This window comes from Paenibacillus sp. OK060, assembly GCF_900101205.1.
GTDB classification, from domain to species: Bacteria; Bacillota; Bacilli; order Paenibacillales; family Paenibacillaceae; genus Paenibacillus; species Paenibacillus marchantiae.
Genome location: NZ_FNFR01000002.1, coordinates 547,874 through 564,406, shown reverse-complemented (window position 1 = coordinate 564,406; position 16,533 = coordinate 547,874). Strand labels below are relative to the sequence as shown.

Sequence of the window (16,533 nt, the reverse complement as noted above, 5' to 3'; positions counted from 1 at the left end):
TTTCTTCCTCGTTTACACTTAATTATTAGATGCGTGCGCGTATGCTGAAGTCGCGCCATACACTTCCTTATACAGCATTTTTTTCACCATTTCAAATTGTGTTGGGTTCAACTTTGCTGGATAACTCATGATCTGTAATGAGAGGGTTTCCTGCCCGACAGCACGAAGAGGCGGCTGAACATAAGAATGATCTCCCAAGCAGAATCCCAGACGCTCGTAAAATCCGATCCTTCTCCGCTTCATCTCATCTTCTGGCAATTCAACTTCCAATATAACCGGCTTGGCGGTCTGCTTCATGTAACGTTCCATTAACCGCTTGCCTATGCCGCCTCCACGAATGTTCGGGGAAACAGCCAAATGCTCTATATATCTGAACGACTCAAACTCCCAGCCTGCGAGAAAGCCAATCACTTCATTCTGTTCATTCTTCTCTGTGAGAAGGCGATAGCTCGAATTGGAAAGTAACTTCTTCTGTTCTGAATATTCCCGATATTCAGCTTCGGGAAACGACTGCTTCATAATTTCAAACACTTGGTCAAGCCGTTTTTGTAACATCAACTTAATCCACTCCTGATTTGTAAAGCCATATTTGTTATAAACCAACGATAAACCCTGGTACGATACCAGAGTCAAGCAATATGGCGGAAAAGGTAGGGCAGACCGAAGTGAAGAGGAGCATTGTGAGTGGATAAGGGGGGCGATTCACAATATCTAAAAGTTTACTTATCGCAACTTTTTTTGGCCGAGGTCAAACTCTTTCGTTGTACAGACATTGTTTTACTTGGTTCAAAACGTTTCTCTAGACCCACACAACACCGTGATGATACCATCGTAAAGTGCTAGAAAACAGTTGGAATCAGGGGGATTACTTTTCGTGGAGCAAATAAAGTACGACAACTTAAAATTGGGTGAAAAGGGAGCAATCATCAGTATTATTGCTTATATTTGTTTGACTGCAATTAAAATGATGATCGGTTATATGTCTAATTCTGAGGCTTTGAAAGCCGATGGGTTAAACAATGCTACCGATATTATAGCTTCGATCGCGGTTCTTATCGGTCTGAGACTTGCTCAGCGTCCAGCTGATAAAGATCATACATACGGACACTGGAAAGCAGAGACCGTTGCCTCACTGGTTGCTTCTTTTATAATGATGGCAGTAGGGCTTCAAGTGTTATACGAAGCTATTACATCCGTATTCCAGGGGAAAAGCGAATCTCCAGACATCATCGCAGCATGGACAGGCATTTTCTGTGCCGCTGTGATGTATCTGGTTTACAGATATAACAAAAGACTTGCTTTGAAGATCAAGAGCCAGGCGGTTATGGCAGCTGCAAAAGACAATATCTCGGATGCCTGGGTTAGTATAGGGACAGTTATAGGGATTATTGGTTCCCAATTCGGCCTGCCATGGCTCGACCCATTAACAGCTGTAGCAGTGGGCTTTCTAATATGTAAAACCGCTTGGGACATTTTTCGTGAAGCAACACACCATCTTACAGATGGATTTGATGAAGAGCTCATCAAGGAATACAGGAGTACAATTGCCAATGTAGATGGCGTTGAGGCGGTTAAAGACTTAAGAGCCCGGAATTACGGTAATAATGCCGTTGTCGATGTGGTAATTCTTGTACGATCGGATTTGGATCTTCAGAAAGCTCATGATATTTCAACAAATGTAGAAGACGAATTGTTAAGAGAACATGATGTGTACACTGTTCATGTTCACGTTGAACCAGACGAAGCCCCTAGCGAAGTGGGTCAAGTATAAAACATAAGCGGCATATAAAAGAACTTGCCGGTAAACATGGACATAGTCTCTTCTTGACGTATGACAGGACAGGTAGCCCTCGGGCTACCTGTTTTTTTAGTTGGAAGGGTCCCCAAACATGTCCTTTTGATATCTTTTGCGGAAACTTCTCGGAGATTCACCTACCGTTTTGGTAAATAAAATTGTAAAGTAGTTTGGGTTCTCGTACCCGACCAACTTGGAGATTTCCCATACTTTTTTCTTGGTCGAAACCAACAATCGGGTCGCTTCTCCCATTCTTCGCTGAATGAGGTAATGATAGGGGGAGGTACCGTAGCAATTTTTATACATATGGATCAAGTAGTAGAAGTCGATATGGAATTGGTCCGCCAAGTCCTTCAGCTTAATATTTTGACGATAGTTCGTATCCAAATAGTCTTTGATGCTTTCAGCGAGGGTATTATTCCGAACGATCTCACTTGCTGTGCGCTGATGGTGAGACATGCGATCGATAATGAGCAGAACGGCATTCAGCAGATGATGGGAAATAGAGTCATATCCTTCTTCCCGGATTGAAAATTCATTGAACATGGTCTGCATTAACGAACGGATCTCTTCCGAATAACGATTGGCACGAACAACTGGCTCGCTACCGGGAGGAATAATCCAATCGTTGTTGGCACGGGTACCCTCTTTGAAACGAAAGCCGCAATAAAAGGTGGATAAAGGGAATTCCGGGTCGGATTTTTCCTCGTGAAGTGTTCCTTTGTTATATACAAGAAGATCTCCCTTTCGGGCTGAGTGCTTTGTCCCATCAATCGTGAACGAACCCTGACCCTCATTAACGTAAATAATCTCATGCAAATCGTCATGTTTGTGGGTCGGAAAACTCCAATGCGGATTGTCTGCCAACTTCCCTACATAAATAATAATGCAATCTTGATCTTCATGTAGTCGGTGGGGCTCATGGCGTGTATTCATTAATGTCTTCCCTTCAAGATTCTGTGGTGAAATGACAACATACATAATGTTTAGGATGAAGATCACAACAACCTTGATTGTCGCCTAGCATGTCTAACAGTACAATTTCACTATTCAATAATATGTACTATATATCGAATTGAAGGGATGTGAAAGAAAAATTTGTTAAGAATGGAATCTATTTAAGAAAATGAAACGCTTGCAACATTAGAGAGAATTGTGAGGGCTTATTTTTGACTAGAAAAAGAGAAAATTTACTTATTTTAACACTTACCTTAGTTAGCTTTGTATTGGGAACAACCGAATACGTGATTGTAGGCGTATTGAAGGAAATCGAAACCTATCTGAAAGTATCGCTGGCTGCCGCAGGTGCGCTCGTATCGGGCTTTGCCATTGCCTATGCGATCGGAACACCGTTTGCTGTTGCTTTCTTGGCCAAAATTCCTCGAAGAAACTCCATTTTAATTGGGTTTGCAGTCGTGCTTGCCTTAAACGTACTTACCATGTTCTCAACGACGTTCTATTCCTTGATGGTTATTCGGATCGTTTCAGCTGTTGCATGCGGACTTACGATATCGCTTTCGATCTCGATTGCAAGCGACGCAGTTAACCGGGAACGAAGAGGGGAAGCGATCGCCTGGATACTGGGCGGCTTTTCCATCGCCAATGTGCTTGGCGTCCCGCTCGGAACCTTCATTGGACAGCATCTGAACTGGTCCATGACGTTTGTTGTTACAGCATGCATCGGGGTCGTGCCATTCATATTCATGTTCCGGATTCTTCCGCGACAAACTACGACCATTGCCGGTTCATTCAGTGATCAGATGGCGCTATTTATGAAGCCGCGTATATTGCTGGCCTGCTTGATTCCGGTTCTTGGAAACAGTTGTATTTTTGTGATCTTTACGTATATCACTCCGTTACTGGGACAGTCCATGGGTATACCTACACGTTGGATTAGCGCTGTACTCCTCATATACGGTGCCTGCAGCATACTAAGCAATTGGATTGGTGCCAAAATAGCCAAAGGAGATTTCTTGCCCAAGCTCAAGTGGCTTTTCGTCATTCAAGCTGCAATCTTTTTGGGACTCAGCTTCACTGTGTCTCATCTGTGGCTGGGCTTGGCGTTCCTGTTCCTGATCGGATGCCTGTCATCATCCATGAGCGCAGCGTCCCAGCTCTATCTGTTCGACGTCTCCGGAGCGATCGCGCCGAATTCCAGACCGTTCGCGTCCACGCTGCTGCCCGTGGCGGCAAATGTGGGGATAGCCATCGGTTCCGGAGTTGGCGGACTTGCTGTCAGTTTAGGTGGTGTGAAGTGGGTACCACCAGTAGCTGTGATCCTAGCTCTGATGGCTTTTGGGATCACAGCGATCTGCCAGCGATCCATTCAATTGAAACCGGAAGCAGCCACCGCTCATAAAGTAGACTACTCGATTCCAAGTACCAATTAGTAGACCCTGAAGTCTGCTTATTTGCTCCAGAAGCGTGACTTTTCATTGAGTAACCAAATGAAACGACATAATCATATATGTTCGAGCACGGAAAGCCGCTAATTTTAGCGGCTTTTTTGTGTTTTTTTGGATACATTTCTTGCCCAAAAATTACAGTAGAAATGAGATGAACAGCACCTTTTTCCCATCCATCATTTTATCGTTCAAAAACAGAAGGGAAAAGAAAGTATTCAAAAAACGGTTGACGAAGGGAGATATCCTGTATAGAATGAAGCCGTGATTTAGTAAATTAGTAATTTAGTAAATTACTAAATAAAAAGTTGATGGAGAGGAGGGGGAAAATGAAAGAAGCCGTTGCTTTATGATGGAATGAATAGGGAACGGCTGCGAACGTTAGCAAAAATCTTAAAGGATATGGGGTATTAAAATGTTTGCCAATCCATATGTTCGAACAATTATCCTTTCCCGAGTTCTATTGCAGCTCGGAATCTGGATCCGGAATTATGCCGTTCTTCTTTATGTTTCCGAATTGACGCATAATAATCCGGTTGATATTTCATTGATTTCGGTAGCGGAATTTTCACCGATCTTTATATTTGGTCTGATTGGCGGTACCTTTGCCGATCGATGGCGGCCGAAAAAAACAATGGTATGGAGCGATTTATTCTCAGGTTTGTCCGTTGGTGTTGTATTGCTTGCGGTCATGAATGGTGGCTGGATTGCACTTCTGATTGGATCATTCGTTTCTGCCAGCTTGTCACAGTTTTCTCAGCCTTCGGCGATGAAACTGTACAAACGGCATGTACCAGCCGAACAATTGCAGGGTGTCATGGCCATGTCCCAAACGCTTGTTGCTGTTTTTATGGTTTTGGGGCCGGTCATCGGCACGTTTATTTTTATTAAGTTTGGCATTAGCGTATCCCTCATCCTGACAGCAGTTATGTTTCTGGGCTCTTCGCTCGTATTATTATCGCTTCCCCGAGATGTAGAGGAGGAGAAATCAGGGAATAGTGGCGGCTTCCTTAAAGAGCTCACGGATGGCCTGCGTTATATCGGGGCGAATAAATCCTTAAGAACACTTGGATTAACCTTCTCGGCAGTTGGTTTGGCATCAGGACTAACTCAACCGCTTCAGCTCTTTCTTGTCATTGAAAATTTGGGTCAGGACAAAGAGTTCTTACAATGGCTGGTGATGGCGAATGGGGCGGCCATGTTGGTCGGAGGTGCTGTGATCATGGCGATCGCTAAAAAAGTAAAGCCACAGCTATTGCTTTTAGTCGGCTTACTTGTCAGTGCGATCTGTACGGTTGGAATGGGCGCATCAACACAAATTTGGTTAACCATTATTCTGCTCGTCATCAGCGGTTTGTTCTTCCCGTGTATTCAGGGGGGAATTCAGACGCTTCTTGTGCGGAATACGGAAGGGGCATTTATTGGCCGGGTATCTGGAGCGATCATGCCGATTTTTATGGGAATGATGGTGATTGGTATGCTTACCTCCGGATATCTCAAAGATACGTTTTCCCTGTTTAGTGTATTTATAGCAAGTGGTGTTTTTGTGATAATCGGTGCGTTATTATTGCTCCCTATAGTCATTGAAAGGAGAAGTAAAGCCGAGGAAACTCCATCATCATGACGGAAAGGGAATCGAAACGATAAGGAGAGAGACACATGGATATGAACAAGCGCAGGGAGCTGCTGGAGGAATATAAGCAGATTAAGACGTATATGGGTGTAGCCCAAATTAAAAACAAAGTAAACGGTAAAATCTATATCGACAGCTATCCCAACTTGAAAAACAAATGGTTTACGCTGCAGATGCAACTGGATCAAGGAAGATTTGCAAATGCCGAGTTACAAAAAGAGTGGAGAGAATTCGGAGAAGACGCATTCACTTATGAGGTACTGGAACAGAAGGACATCGATAAGGTGACGGATATACGTTGGGAACAAAAACAAATCCTGAAGCCGTGGCTTCAGAAGTTACAACCTTACGGAGACAAGGGCTATAATAGACCTCCGCAGAATTAAAATAATGTAACAGGAAACGAATTTGACTAACAGTGAAAATCAAGATAAGATGAAACCGTCGTTTAGTAAATTAGTAAAAAGGTAAACGGAATGAGGGAATGTAATTGAAAATACCTACAACGTTAAAACATAAACCTGTTATCGTCTCGGATAATTATGAAAAGGTTGATGGCCGAATGGCCGGAAACACGGACGCAAAAGGTCTTTCCCTGGGATTGGCCCAGTGGAACGATAGAGGAAAGGTTGATATTTCAGCGAAAGTATGGAGATACACTGGAGAAAAGTGGTCCAGACAATCTGAGGAACTGCCTCTCCATCGCGTGCTGGATTTGTCCATTCTGATCTGTCGGTCTTTGGAACATTTTCGCGAGGCCTATAGATATGAGAATTTATATGACCCAGAGCAGCCTGTCATCGATCGTGTTGGCCTGCAAGGGGATGCAATGTCCGTGGAGATCTGTACGGACAATGAGAGAATAAATGAAGATATTAAGCTTTTCAGCCAAGCTCTGAGTGATGACGATGAAATGATTGGCGAGCGTTTGCGCACATTATCCAAAATATTAAAGGATATGGGTTATTAACAGGAAAACGTCATTGCTGAAGTGGATTGAGCAAAAAGAGCCTAAACGTCTATAGACGTTTAGGCTCTTTTTTTGTGAGTTAAATATAACGTAATTAGTTAGCAATGAAATTTCCCATTCTCTTGCTTTGATGAATCTCTTCCGTTCCAGCATCGAGAGCAGTCCTGTAATATGCACGTTTATGTTCAATAACTTCCATGGTCTTTCTAAGTTCTTCCATTTGTGCTTCTACACTGGCCTTGCGTTCGGTGAACATGTCATATCGCTCCTGCAAGGTGGAGTCCCCCTCGGAACACCATGCAATAAAATCTTTGATATCCTTGATCGGCATCCCGGTAGCTTTTAGACATTGAATGATTTTTAAAAAATCGATGTCTGATTCTTTGAAGTTTCGTGCTCCGCCAGGGGTACGCTCTACAAAGGGCATGAGTCCTTCCTTGTCATAGTAGCGCAATGTATATACGGTTAGATTCAATTCTTTAGCAACCTCGCTAATTGAATACGTCATTTATTTTCCCCTTTTCGTACTAATATAGACTTCGAGCTAACTCTAGGATTATCTTTTGGGATTCTACCATGCAGGCTGCAGAATGTCAAAATTTCAAAAGACATTTGACCTAGAGTTAACTAGAGGGATTAAGATAGTTTTGCAAGAGAAAAGGAAGAATGACAATCTTAGGAGGTTTTATGATGATAACTGCTAAAGCACGAGCTGTTGACGGTCCGCACCAATCATTCCGGGCGGCTGAGATTAAACGACGCGATTTGGATTTGCACGATGTCCTGATCGAGATTAAATATGCCGGCATTTGCCATTCTGACATCCATACTGCTCACGGCGAATGGGGCCCCGTTAACTATCCGCTCGTACCTGGACATGAGATCGCAGGAATTGTTACAGATGTGGGAGCCGAAGTTTCAAAGTACAAAGTTGGTGACCGAGTAGGAGTTGGATGCATGGTGGACTCCTGTGGCGAATGTGAGAACTGCCGCCAAGGCGAAGAGCAGTATTGTCTCAAAGGAAATGTTCCCACCTACGCGGGTGTTGATAAGTACGGCGAACCTACACAAGGTGGATACTCCACTCACATCGTTGTAACTGAGGAGTTCATCGTTCGTATTCCGGATAACATCGAGCTGGATGTCGCTGCACCTCTTCTATGTGCAGGTATTACAACATACTCGCCGTTGAATCATTGGGGAGCGGGACCAGGTAAAAAAGTAGCGGTTGTAGGTCTGGGCGGTCTGGGTCATATGGCTGTCAAAATTGCACATGCGATGGGGGCAGAAGTAACTGTTCTGTCACAATCATTGAAGAAAAAAGAGGATGGTTTGCAATTCGGGGCAGATCATTACTATGCCACAAGTGAACCAGATACATTCAAAAAACTCGCCGGGTCTTTTGATCTGATTATTAACACGGTAAGTGCAAATATCGACATCAATGCATACTTCTCACTGCTCACTCTGGATGGCACGTTGGTTAATGTGGGTGCTCCTGGGGAGCCGTTGGCAGTAAATGTGATGTCCCTCATCGGTCACCGTCGTTCATTTGCTGGTTCAATGATCGGTGGCATCCGTGAGACTCAGGAAATGCTTGATTTCTGTGCAGAACATAGTATTGTTCCTATGATCGAAGTCATTTCAGCTGACCAAATTGACGAAGCATACAAACGTGTATTAGCTTCTGATGTGAAGTACAGATTCGTAATTGACACTAGCACAATTTAAATTGTTTTAAAGTTGTCGGTAAAGACATTTACCATTTGATCTATACCTAGAAATTAGAAAATCCAATCGCTCATAACATTGCGATTGGATTTTCTTCTTTTATGATGAAGGAGACTGAGTGAAAGGATTAGAAAGAGGAGCTGTCGTATTAGTCTGAAACGACGAATCCATCAAAGTTCTCAGGACCTACACGGATCGTACCCAGCAAGTTGGAGCTTACGAATGCAGTGTATGTCAATTGAGGGGTAATTGGCGGATTGAAATCATCCGCAGAGAACGTAATGATTTGAGGAGCCAAAAGACTCAAATCAAATGTTGAAGTTGCTGAGTAAATTACAGGGTCAGTCGACAAGGTACCTCTTACAATGGTGATCGTTATTCCGACAAGAGCTAATGGTAATTGTACAGAAACCGTTCCTTTAAATTGAACTCTAGGGTTAGTACCTGCACCTGCTGTTTGAAGACCAATTTGTCCAAACAATTGCGGCGCGTTGATTACCAGAATCGGAATAGCAATCGAGTTAGCCAAACTTGCGTTTTGCGATGTTCTTGCATCAAGAAAAGTTGTCATTGAATCTACCTCCTAATGAGTGGGATAGGATAATATATTCAAAGGTTACTAGTATGCTTGGACTTCTGAATATAATCAAAAAAAAGGCATCTTAACTAACGGGCAGAATCGTTCCAAGTATGGTAATGTAATGAGCATGAAATATGACCATTTGAGGGGGATTGAAAATGAAAGATTCCGTTCTAAAGTTCTATGACGAGATTGCAGAGGACTATCATCTTATTTTTGCTGATTGGAATCAATCCATTTTACAGCAAGCGCAGATTCTCGATCAAGTCATCCAATCCAAGTTGACTCATTCTACTACCCAGACCCTTTCACTTTTGGATTGTTCATGTGGTATAGGTACACAAGCAATCGGACTGGCGAAATACGGGTATAACGTAAGTGCGACTGACGTAAGTCCTGATTCCGTAAAAAGAGCTGAGAAAGAAGCCGCATCTCGCGGAGTTAACATAAACTTTGGGGTAGCCGACTTTCGCTCGTTGGATACAGATCTAACGGGAGCTTTTGATATCGTTCTATCCGCAGACAATGCTATTCCACATCTACTTACAGACGGAGATTTACATAAGGCCTTTCAAAATATATATACAAAGCTTAATCGGAATGGCTTGTTCATTGCTACCATAAGAGACTATGATGCATTGGTAAAAGAGAGACCATCAACCACGCAGCCGCGTATTCTAGATGAGGGGAAGAGGATCGTTTTTCAGGTATGGGACTGGGCCGAAGATGGGAAAACGTATACGACAAACCAATTTATTGTGCAAGAAATGAATGGTGAATGGAAAACAAAACATAATAGCACACCGTACAGAGCATTGTTGCGAGAAGAGATGAACAACGTATTAAGGGCGACTGGTTTTATGGATGTAGAGTGGCATTTCCCTGCGGACACAGGTTATTACCAGCCTATGGTGACAGCTCGAAAATTGTAAGTGTATACTATAAAAAAGGAACGAAGCAGCCTCGATAAGAAGCTTGCATTCGTTCCTTTTTTGAGTAAATCAATACCATTAACCGACTTGAACCGTTGGGCGAATGATCATTTCGTTAATTGCTACATCCGATGGTTGCTCAATTGCAAATGCGATTGCACGTGCGATGTTATCTGCATCAATAGCAGATTTGTAGAACTCATCTAAACCTGCTTTGGACTCAGGATCACTTGTCGTTTCCAGTAACTCGCTTGTGACAGCGCCTGGAGAAATATTGGTGACTCTGATATTGGTGCCGCTCATGGCTTCTTCCTGACGCAAGCCTTCGGAGATTGCTGTAACGGCATGCTTTGTTCCACAGTATACAGTTCCACCCGGATATATGTTATGTCCAGCAACAGAGGAAAGGTTCAAAATATGACCTGATTTCTGTTCTCTCATGGACGGAAGAACCGCTGCAATAGCATAGAGGACACCTTTAATGTTTACATCGATCATGTTGTCCCATTCATCAATTTTTTTCTTGAAAAGAAAGGCTTGAGGCATGATTCCTGCATTGTTGATTAGAACATCGATTTTACCAAATTCGCTTAGTGCATACTTAGCCAAGTCTTCCATTTGAGTTTGCGAAGTCACATCTGTTGGTTTGATAATAGCGTGACCGCCATTGTTCTGAATTTCTTTTTGTAATTGTACTAAACGCTCTTCCCGACGAGCTGCTAATACCAGTTTGGCCCCTTTTGAAGCAAGAACTTTCGCGGTAGCTTCTCCAATTCCACTGGATGCTCCCGTAAGAATTATAACTTTACCCTCAATATTAGACATTAGACATATTCAGTTCATTCCTTTCATTTGGATCAGATTCTTTCCTTAGAGCGCGTTGTACCACTCATCATTCACAGGTTCTAACCATTCGGTTTGTCCAGGTGTCATAGCCAAATGCACAAACCAACTATCGGCTGTTGCCCCATGCCAGTGCTTCACGTTAGGAGGAATATTTACAACATCTCCGGTTTTAAGCAATCGTGCGGGTTTACCTTCTTCCTGGTACCAGCCTTCACCACCTGTAACAAGTAACACTTGACCTACAGCATGCGAATGCCAATTATTGCGTGCTCCTGGCGCGAAAGTGACATTTCCAATGCTAGTGTTAAGTGGAGTTTCATCTGTAAAGACCATCTCCAGATACGCATCTCCAATAAAATTGGCTTCTACTTTCTTTCCGAGTGGGAAGATGGTGCTGTTACTCAAATGTTCGTTTGTCATAATGGTTCCCTACTTTCTTTTTTATTTATAAATATCTTTTGCAATATTGAACGCAGACCATGCCTTCGGCCAGCCCACATAGAAGGAAAGATGAGTAATCATTTCAGACACTTCATTACGAGTTACTCCATTTTCCTTTGCTTTGTGAAGGTGTGGGGTTAATTGTTCGAAATTTCCACCGGCAATAAGTGCAGAGACGGTAATCATACTGCGATCACGACTAGATAATTCTTCTACTCTTGACCATACCTCGCCAAACAGAATATCATCATTCAACTCTGCAAATTTCGGGGCAAACTCACCTAATATATCTCTTCCAGCAGTTTGTTTTTTTTCCATAGCTATGTGATCCTCCATTCGTAATTCGGTTGAGAGTTATTTAGAATTTCCTTCTACTCGATAAGTCATCCACAATCCGTTATGTTCCATTTGTTCGACTCTTATCAATTCAAAATGAACGGGGAAGGTTTCTTTGGAACTTGAACCCTTCTCAAAGATGGTCAAAGCCGGAGAGCTTGCCTCTGCAAAAGGAACGAATACGAGACTTAACTCATCGATCAAACCTTCATTCAGGAAAGAACCATTTAAGACACCGCCGCCTTCAAGCAATAATCGATCGATGGAGAACAATGCTTTCAGTTTTTTTACAACCGTCACAACATTAAGCTCTTTCGTTCCACCAAAGATATAAGAGATGCCCAATTCCTGTAGATATGCGAGATAAGCATCGGGCACTTGTTCAGTCAGCACCTCAATAATGTGATCCTTTGTTCTGTTGCCATTCTCTTCGGATATATAGTTATGGGTCCAAGCCAATTTGCCGTGTGGATCTACGGCGATGGCATAAGTTCCAATGTCTTGCTGCGCAACATAATCCGTTCGAGGAATCGGGGACTGCTTCTCTTGATTGGGTGGAGGAATATATTCATGTGCAAAATGTTCTTGCATCGTGACTCGTCCGCACATCCAAGCATTACACTCGTAGCGGTCATGGATACGTTCATACTCTTTAATGAAGTAGGTTGACCGATCATCTTCCAGAAAATCGCCGATAATTTTGCCATCTATTGAACTAAGCATATGACAAATCGTATAGGGTCTGTCCATCGTAGCATCTCCTTTCGACATGAATGGATTGCAGGGGGAAAAGTGAATATTATTCATTACTGTAGTATTACTTTGATGTGTAATTCAAATTTACATTAATACAATAATGAACATCTATCTATTATTATATAAGAGAGAATCGTAGAATCAATTGTTAGATTCATTAAATTTGTTCATTAATAAACATAGAGGTGTGGATTGTAAATAAACGTCAAGATAGTATGTACAAAACGTTTTTGAGTTGCCTTGTATTTCAACCTGTTTCGTCTCACTTGATTTATGTTGCAAACTCTACAAAATTAGAGTAGATTAAGAACATAATAAATGTTGTATTTGCAACAAAAAAACTGAAGTGTTTTCAAATAAGTAACTGATTCATATAAGGAGAGATACATCACAATGACCGTGGAAATAAGAGCATGCAGTCGCGAGGATTTACAAAAACTACAAGAAATAAGTATAGAAACATTCCACGATACATTCAAAGATCAGAATTCCCCTGACAATATGAGAGCCTATCTGGAAAGAGCATTTAACGCTAAACAGTTGGAAGATGAACTGTCCAATAGCTGTTCAGACATCTTTTTCGTCTACTACAATAAGGAACTTGCCGGATATCTAAAGGTGAACAGAGAGGGCGCCCAATCCGAACAAATGAGTGATGCTTCACTAGAAATTGAGAGAATTTATATCAGGAAAAAATTCCAAATGCATGGACTGGGTAAATATCTGCTAAATAAAGCGATGGAGACCGCATTGGAGCACCAAAAGAAGGAAGTCTGGCTTGGCGTATGGGAAAAGAATGACAATGCCATTGCTTTTTACAAGAAGATGGGGTTTGTTCAGACTGGCTCTCACTCTTTTTACATGGGGGACGAGGAACAAATCGATTTTATCATGGTCAAGACACTCTAGTAATCGTACCGATCCTAAAAAATGTACAGATTGTTTAAACGTTGCTTACTATTAGATATGGTCAATGCATGTGAATGGTCGTATATTAATACTATGTGGGCCATGTGCATGAACACAGATCCACTATGTGTATTGATAACGATTCTACATAGAAGGACGGGGAAATATGGACTTTAAACCGCTTGCTTCATTTATTGATCGCATCACATCATGGAGAATTCCGTGGGCAGAGGTCCTTGTGATGCATCAAAATGATACCGTTTTCCGTTACCGGAATGGTTACGCCAATCTGGAGGAGCAAACGCCCATCGGCGATGGGGCGATCTTCAATCTCTACTCCATGACGAAAATTATGACCTGTGTGGCAGCGCTTCAACTTGTAGAGAGAGGGCAAATGCTGCTGAGCGATCCGTTATCTGACTATCTGCCGGAATATGCCGAGATGGCGGTGAAGAAAACATTATCGAGCGGCGAGGTCAGATTGGAAAAAGCGACAATGGCGATTACAGTACGTGACTTGTTTACGATGACTGCCGGATTCTCCTATGATGTTGGCTCGCCAAGCATTCAGGAAGCTGTGAAGAGCACCAACGGAACATTACCGACAAGAGAATTTGCGAAAGCGCTCGCCAAGGAACCACTTCTGTTTGAGCCAGGTACGCATTGGAACTATAGCATGTGTCACGATGTGCTCGGAGCTTTGGTGGAGGTTGTGAGTGGTAGACGTTTTGGTAAATATCTGCAAGAAGAAATTATCGGACCGCTAGGTATGAACGATACGGCATTCGACCTGAACGAGGAACAGCAGACCCGCCTGATTCCGCAGTATGCTTACAATGATGAGCTTGAAAAAGCCGTACGAATGGACGGAAACGGATTCCGGGTAGGAACGGATTTGGAGAGCGGCGGTGCCGGGTTGTTGTCCACCGTTAGCGATTATGCACTGTTCCTGAACGCTCTGACTGGACGCGGGACCAGTCCGCAAGGCGTGCGCATTCTGTCACAGGCATCAATTGAGCTGATGCGCACAGACCATCTGAACGATCTGACCCGTGATGATTACTCCTGGGATCATATGGGAGGGTATAGTTATGGACTGGGTGTGCGCACGCATATCTCCAAAGCGGGCAGCGGTTCGTTAAGCCCACTTGGTGAATTTGGATGGAGTGGTGCTGCCGGCTGCATGGCCATCATTGATCCAGATTCTGAACTCACGGTCATGTATGCGCAGCATCTGCTGAACAATCAGGAGCCTTATGTTCATCGCCGCTTGCGTAATGTCGTTTACTCCTGTTTGTAATGCGGGAGTGGAATCTGACGAGGCATTTGCTTAATTCAACGACTTGATGTTGAGTATTCGTACAATTGGAAACAAACAGGGACGCGAGCAATGTCGCGCCCCTGTTATTATTTTTTCCTTTTCTTTTTGAACTAAGGTTCCAGGGTATTTGAGAACTTTCGAGAGGTTACGCGATTAACCATATAAATACCGATGGATACAAAGAGCAATGCAATTAGGTTTTTGAATTCCAAAATCGTTTCTCCCAAAAACAACGCCGATAGCAATGCACCAAAGACAGGGATAAGGAAGTTATACACAGATACTTTCCCCACTTTGTTGTATTTCAGAAGAAGATTCCATAAGCAGAATGCAGCTGATGAAAGTAAAACTAAATAAATCAAGATACCCGTTGATTCGAGTGTAAAATGTGTAACCCGGCCGCCAAGCAGGAGTCCCAGTATGGTGAGTGCCAGTCCGCCGACAAACAAGCTAACTCCAGTAATAACGAGGACATCGATGGAGCCTGTCAAGTGCTTTGCGTAGATGGCCGTAATGGAAAAAATAAGAGCCGCCATAATAACGAAACCTTCACCTGTGAGAGAGAAGGAGAATTCCAGCAGATTGGAGTGGAAATTCACAATAATTACGCCAATAAATCCTAGCAAACAGCCGACTATTTTATTTTTGCTCAGTTTATCATTTTTATATAAAAAATGAGCTAGAACAACACTGAAAAAGGTCGTTGTCGCATTCATAATCGAACCTTTGACACCTGTCGTATTGGCTACACCCACATAAAAAAACATATACTGCAGACCCGTTTGGAACATGCCAAGCAATATTAAGCTTGAAAATTGTCGTCCAGACAGTTCAAATTTCCGTTTACTAATGACACGAAACAGGAATAGAAGCAGTAATCCTGCTAAAATAAATCGATAACCTGCAAATACAAATTTGGATGGAATATCTTCTGCCAGGATGTCAAAAGCACTATATCCAAGCTTAATAAACGGGTAGGCACTCCCCCATAACAAGCAACATAAACTTGCAACTAAGGTTACAAATAAAGGATCACTAAACTTGCTCGGGTTCTCCAATGCTTTTATTTCATTCACTTTCAATCTTCTCCTCGCATGATATGTAAATGTGTACGGGCTGATCGCACCTCACTGACCATATCACAAACTGCGAGTAGCTGTAACAAAAAAATGAAATCCCGTTTCATAACAAGACTAAGAGATATAATTAACGTTGTGAAAAATGATTGAGGGGACGAGAGTTACCCCTTTGTCTACGATCGCTGAGGATTGACTGAACTGGATTGACTCGCCATTTAATGATAAGGATATCACTTTCTCTTCTGCATGAACGGAGGAAAGCCCTGAGGTAAGTAAACATAAGGACAGAATTGAAGCCGTAATTTTTTTCATTTGTATGTAAGCTCCTTATTGTGAATTGATAAAGCGTGAGGATTATTTTAGGACAGCGCGATAATGCCGTTGAAGTTTAGATAATAACTGCCGTTCCGCTGACTGCGACCATGAGCATACCTTGACGAACAACTTCGTAGTTCAGATCCACACCGATTACGGCATTGGCTCCCATCTGTGCGGCTTGCTCGGTCATTTCTTCAAAGGCAGCGTCTCTTGCTTCTCTTAGCTTGTTCTCATAGGTACGAGAACGGCCGCCTACAAGATCTCTAAATGAAGCGAGAAAGTCTCTCCCGACATTAGCTGCGATGATGACTTCACCGGTTGCAACGCCGATATACTGTCTAACCGGGGAACCTTCAATTACTGCTGTTGTTGTAATAATCAAATGTTTTCCTCCTAAAATAAAATAGATTTGTCGCGAATCAGATTTCTCATTTCCTATGCTAACAGCGTTACTGAAACAGAGCCTAAACGAGTTGCTGAACAA

General features: G+C 42.7%; 19 protein-coding genes. 9 read left to right on the top strand and 10 right to left on the bottom strand.

What is annotated here, in order from left to right; all coding sequences use genetic code 11:
* Positions 1 to 18 precede the first annotated feature (18 nt).
* On the bottom strand, positions 19 to 555 hold the full coding sequence (locus BLS14_RS08750; RefSeq protein WP_090951123.1) for a GNAT family N-acetyltransferase: 537 nt from the start codon (positions 553 to 555) through the stop codon (positions 19 to 21).
* A 319-nt stretch (positions 556 to 874) separates the two neighbouring features.
* Here BLS14_RS08750 and BLS14_RS08745 point away from each other — a divergent pair, with 319 nt between their 5' ends.
* On the top strand, positions 875 to 1,771 hold the full coding sequence (locus tag BLS14_RS08745) for a cation diffusion facilitator family transporter (RefSeq protein WP_064637259.1): 897 nt from the start codon (positions 875 to 877) through the stop codon (positions 1,769 to 1,771).
* Between the two features lie 96 nt (positions 1,772 to 1,867).
* Here BLS14_RS08745 and BLS14_RS08740 read toward each other — a convergent pair whose 3' ends face one another.
* A complete protein-coding gene (locus BLS14_RS08740; protein ID WP_063562771.1) occupies positions 1,868 to 2,731 on the bottom strand; it encodes a helix-turn-helix domain-containing protein in 864 nt (287 codons plus the stop codon).
* A 233-nt stretch (positions 2,732 to 2,964) separates the two neighbouring features.
* Between BLS14_RS08740 and BLS14_RS08735 the strand changes: the two genes are divergently transcribed.
* The 4 genes from BLS14_RS08735 (at position 2,965) to BLS14_RS08720 (ending at position 6,800) form a co-directional block, all read left to right on the top strand.
* Positions 2,965 to 4,185 carry an MFS transporter gene (locus BLS14_RS08735; protein ID WP_090951117.1) on the top strand — a complete coding sequence of 407 codons (1,221 nt, stop codon included), beginning with the start codon at positions 2,965 to 2,967 and terminating at the stop codon, positions 4,183 to 4,185.
* Positions 4,186 to 4,612: 427 nt separating this feature from the next.
* A complete protein-coding gene (locus BLS14_RS08730; RefSeq protein WP_090951114.1) occupies positions 4,613 to 5,821 on the top strand; it encodes an MFS transporter in 1,209 nt (402 codons plus the stop codon).
* 35 nt (positions 5,822 to 5,856) lie between these two features.
* Positions 5,857 to 6,216 (top strand): GIY-YIG nuclease family protein, encoded by a 360-nt coding sequence (locus tag BLS14_RS08725; RefSeq protein WP_064637265.1) that lies wholly within the window; start codon positions 5,857 to 5,859, stop codon positions 6,214 to 6,216.
* A 104-nt stretch (positions 6,217 to 6,320) separates the two neighbouring features.
* Entirely contained in the window at positions 6,321 to 6,800 is a 480-nt protein-coding gene (locus BLS14_RS08720; RefSeq protein WP_063562767.1) for a DUF6530 family protein, read from the top strand.
* A 94-nt stretch (positions 6,801 to 6,894) separates the two neighbouring features.
* On the opposite strand, the gene BLS14_RS08715 is transcribed toward BLS14_RS08720, so the two are convergent.
* Positions 6,895 to 7,308, bottom strand: coding sequence for a MerR family transcriptional regulator (locus BLS14_RS08715; protein ID WP_063562766.1), 414 nt, complete (start codon positions 7,306 to 7,308; stop codon positions 6,895 to 6,897).
* 182 nt (positions 7,309 to 7,490) lie between these two features.
* Here BLS14_RS08715 and BLS14_RS08710 point away from each other — a divergent pair, with 182 nt between their 5' ends.
* The gene (locus BLS14_RS08710) at positions 7,491 to 8,531 is read left to right on the top strand and encodes an NAD(P)-dependent alcohol dehydrogenase (RefSeq protein ID WP_063562765.1); all 1,041 of its coding nucleotides are present in this window, start codon (positions 7,491 to 7,493) and stop codon (positions 8,529 to 8,531) included.
* 148 nt (positions 8,532 to 8,679) lie between these two features.
* Here the strand turns inward: BLS14_RS08710 and BLS14_RS08705 are convergent, their stop codons facing one another.
* Positions 8,680 to 9,102: a hypothetical protein gene (locus tag BLS14_RS08705; protein ID WP_063562764.1), complete on the bottom strand. Its 423-nt coding sequence runs from the start codon at positions 9,100 to 9,102 to the stop codon at positions 8,680 to 8,682.
* 167 nt (positions 9,103 to 9,269) lie between these two features.
* On the opposite strand from BLS14_RS08705, the gene BLS14_RS08700 reads away from it, so the two are divergent.
* Entirely contained in the window at positions 9,270 to 10,043 is a 774-nt protein-coding gene (locus BLS14_RS08700) for a class I SAM-dependent DNA methyltransferase (RefSeq protein WP_090951111.1), read from the top strand.
* A gap of 78 nt (positions 10,044 to 10,121) precedes the next feature.
* On the opposite strand, the gene BLS14_RS08695 is transcribed toward BLS14_RS08700, so the two are convergent.
* From BLS14_RS08695 to BLS14_RS08680, 4 genes are read right to left on the bottom strand one after another with little or no spacing between them, the layout of a single operon-like run.
* Complete coding sequence (locus BLS14_RS08695) at positions 10,122 to 10,868, bottom strand: SDR family oxidoreductase (RefSeq protein WP_072733246.1); 747 nt, start codon at positions 10,866 to 10,868, stop codon at positions 10,122 to 10,124.
* A 45-nt stretch (positions 10,869 to 10,913) separates the two neighbouring features.
* A complete protein-coding gene (locus BLS14_RS08690; RefSeq protein ID WP_079693878.1) occupies positions 10,914 to 11,309 on the bottom strand; it encodes a cupin domain-containing protein in 396 nt (131 codons plus the stop codon).
* Between the two features lie 21 nt (positions 11,310 to 11,330).
* Positions 11,331 to 11,648, bottom strand: a complete 318-nt coding sequence (locus BLS14_RS08685; protein ID WP_064637276.1) for a carboxymuconolactone decarboxylase family protein — start codon at positions 11,646 to 11,648, stop codon at positions 11,331 to 11,333.
* Positions 11,649 to 11,684: 36 nt separating this feature from the next.
* Positions 11,685 to 12,416, bottom strand: coding sequence for a dihydrofolate reductase family protein (locus BLS14_RS08680; RefSeq protein WP_063562760.1), 732 nt, complete (start codon positions 12,414 to 12,416; stop codon positions 11,685 to 11,687).
* Positions 12,417 to 12,815: 399 nt separating this feature from the next.
* Between BLS14_RS08680 and BLS14_RS08675 the strand changes: the two genes are divergently transcribed.
* Complete coding sequence (locus tag BLS14_RS08675) at positions 12,816 to 13,331, top strand: spermidine/spermine N(1)-acetyltransferase (protein ID WP_090951106.1); 516 nt, start codon at positions 12,816 to 12,818, stop codon at positions 13,329 to 13,331.
* A 166-nt stretch (positions 13,332 to 13,497) separates the two neighbouring features.
* Positions 13,498 to 14,631 carry a serine hydrolase domain-containing protein gene (locus BLS14_RS08670; protein ID WP_090951103.1) on the top strand — a complete coding sequence of 378 codons (1,134 nt, stop codon included), beginning with the start codon at positions 13,498 to 13,500 and terminating at the stop codon, positions 14,629 to 14,631.
* A gap of 131 nt (positions 14,632 to 14,762) precedes the next feature.
* Here BLS14_RS08670 and BLS14_RS08665 read toward each other — a convergent pair whose 3' ends face one another.
* Together BLS14_RS08665 and BLS14_RS08660 are read right to left on the bottom strand one after the other, a co-directional pair.
* Positions 14,763 to 15,728, bottom strand: a complete 966-nt coding sequence (locus tag BLS14_RS08665) for a DMT family transporter (protein WP_218133138.1) — start codon at positions 15,726 to 15,728, stop codon at positions 14,763 to 14,765.
* A gap of 391 nt (positions 15,729 to 16,119) precedes the next feature.
* Positions 16,120 to 16,431: a YbjQ family protein gene (locus BLS14_RS08660; RefSeq protein ID WP_090807009.1), complete on the bottom strand. Its 312-nt coding sequence runs from the start codon at positions 16,429 to 16,431 to the stop codon at positions 16,120 to 16,122.
* Positions 16,432 to 16,533 lie beyond the last annotated feature (102 nt).